This window comes from Xanthocytophaga agilis (genome assembly GCF_030068605.1).
Lineage (GTDB): Bacteria > Bacteroidota > Bacteroidia > Cytophagales > 172606-1 > Xanthocytophaga > Xanthocytophaga agilis.
The window spans coordinates 1-2,500 of sequence record NZ_JASJOU010000037.1 but is presented as its reverse complement, the minus strand read 5'-3'; the positions used below and the strand labels follow the sequence as shown (position 1 = coordinate 2,500).

Sequence of the window (2,500 nt, the reverse complement as noted above, 5' to 3'; positions counted from 1 at the left end):
TAGTGAATCAGTACCGTGAGGGAAAGGTGAAAAGAACCGTGCGTAACGGAGTGAAAAGAACCTGAAACCATGCGCTTACAAGCGGTCGGAGCCCTTTCGTGGGGTGACGGCGTGCCTTTTGCATAATGAGCCTACGAGTTACTCTTACTGGCAAGGTTAAATGTGTTAACACATGCAGCCGAAGCGAAAGCGAGTCTGAACAGGGCGCTTAGTCAGTAGGAGTAGACGCGAAACTTTGTGATCTACCCATGAGCAGGTTGAAGGTACCGTAACAGGTAGTGGAGGACCGAACCAGTAAACGTTGAAAAGTTTTTGGATGACTTGTGGGTAGGGGTGAAAGGCCAATCAAACTGAGAAATAGCTCGTACTCCCCGAAATGCCTTTAGGGGCAGCCTCTTGTGATGTTATACCGAGGTAGAGCGACGGATAGAACTAGGGGGAGTCACATCCTACCAAATTCTGCCCAACTCCGAATGCGGTGTAATTAACAAGGGAGTGAGGGCTGGGGTGCTAAGGTCCCAGTCCGAGAGGGAAAGAACCCAGATCATCCGCTAAGGTCCCTAAATCAGGACTAAGTTGAACAAAGGAAGTCTATCTGCATTGACAGCCAGGATGTTTGCTTGGAAGCAGCAATTCATTTAAAGAGTGCGTAACAGCTCACTGGTCGAGCGGATGGGGCATCGATAATAAACGGGCATCAAGTTTTGTACCGAAGCGATGAATATAATCTTTGATTATGTGGTAGGGGAGCATTCTTCCGGCATCGAAGCTGTGATGTAAGTCATGGTGGAGCTTGAAGAAAAGCAAATGTAGGCATAAGTAACGATAAAGCAGGCGAGAAACCTGCTCACCGTAAGACTAAGGTTTCCTGATCAACGTTAATCGGATCAGGGTTAGTCGGGGCCTAAGGGGTTAGCGAAGGCGAAGCCCTGATGGACAACTGGTTAATATTCCAGTACTTAGTAAATGAGCCATCAAGTGACGGAGGGGCGCGTTAGCTGCGGACAGACGGAATTGTCCGTTAAAGTGAGTGAAAGCTCATGATAGTACACTACGTCTTCGGACAGAGTGATAATGCTAAGAAGCCACTTCCAAGAAAAGCTTGGGAAGCAATTGTTTACTGACCCGTACCGTAAACCGACACAGGTAGTCGGGTAGAATATACTCAGGTGCTCGAGTGAGTCACGGCTAAGGAACTCGGCAAATTAACCCTGTAACTTCGGGAAAAGGGGAACCACAGCGATGTGGTCGCAGAGAAATGGCCCAGGCGACTGTTTAACAAAAACACAGGGCTTTGCCAAAACGAAAGTTGACGTATAAGGCCTGACACCTGCCCGGTGCTGGAAGGTTAAGAGGGGATGTTAGTCGCAAGGCAAAGCATTGAATCGAAGCCCCAGTAAACGGCGGCCGTAACTATAACGGTCCTAAGGTAGCGAAATTCCTTGTCGGGTAAGTTCCGACCTGCACGAATGGTGTAACGATCTGGGCACTGTCTCGGCCGTGAGCTCGGTGAAATTGTAGTAGCGGTGAAGATGCCGCTTACCCGCAACGGGACGGAAAGACCCCGTGCACCTTTACTATAGCTTAACGTGGGTGCTGGGTCAAGCATGTGTAGGATAGGTGGGAGACTGCGAACCGGTGTCGCCAGGCATCGGGGAGTCAACGTTGAAATACCACCCTTGCTTGATTTAGCGCCTAATCCTAATAGGAGACAGCGTTTGGTGGGTAGTTTGACTGGGGTGGTCGCCTCCAAAAAAGTATCGGAGGCTTCTAAAGGTTCGCTCAGTACGCTTGGTAACCGTACGCAGAGTGCAATAGCAAAAGCGAGCTTGACTGTGAGACCGACAAGTCGAGCAGGTAGGAAACTAGAGTATAGTGATCCGGTGGTTCCGCATGGAAGGGCCATCGCTCAAAGGATAAAAGGTACGCCGGGGATAACAGGCTGATCTCCCCCAAGAGCTCACATCGACGGGGAGGTTTGGCACCTCGATGTCGGCTCGTCACATCCTGGGGCTGGAGAAGGTCCCAAGGGTTGGGCTGTTCGCCCATTAAAGTGGCACGCGAGCTGGGTTCAGAACGTCGTGAGACAGTTCGGTCCCTATCTGTTGTGGGCGTAGGATATTTGAAGAAGTGCTGACCTTAGTACGAGAGGACCGGGTTGGACGGACCGCTGGTGTAGCTGTTGTCATGCCCATGGCAGTGCAGCGTAGCTATGTCCGGATGAGATAAGCGCTGAAAGCATCTAAGTGCGAAACTCACTTCAAGATGAGATATCCATATAGGACCGTTGGAGATGACAACGTAGATAGGCGATAGGTATACGCATAGCAATATGTTCAGCCAAGTCGTACTAATGATCCGAAGACTTCCGTTTTTTTCTTTTTGCTGATCATGCAAGTCAGATACTCAATCAGAAAAAATACTTTGTTATACTTAAACACTCGTTAATGAGTTTCTCTCTTTTCCACTTGTCAATTCTTTACTACAAAGAGTTTTACTC

General features: G+C 49.2%; 1 rRNA gene (cut by a window edge). It reads left to right on the top strand.

From position 1 onward, the window contains the following. Positions 1-2,374: ribosomal RNA gene (locus QNI22_RS40030) — 23S ribosomal RNA — on the top strand (it extends 471 nt beyond the left edge of the window). The last annotated feature ends 126 nt before the right edge of the window (positions 2,375-2,500 follow it).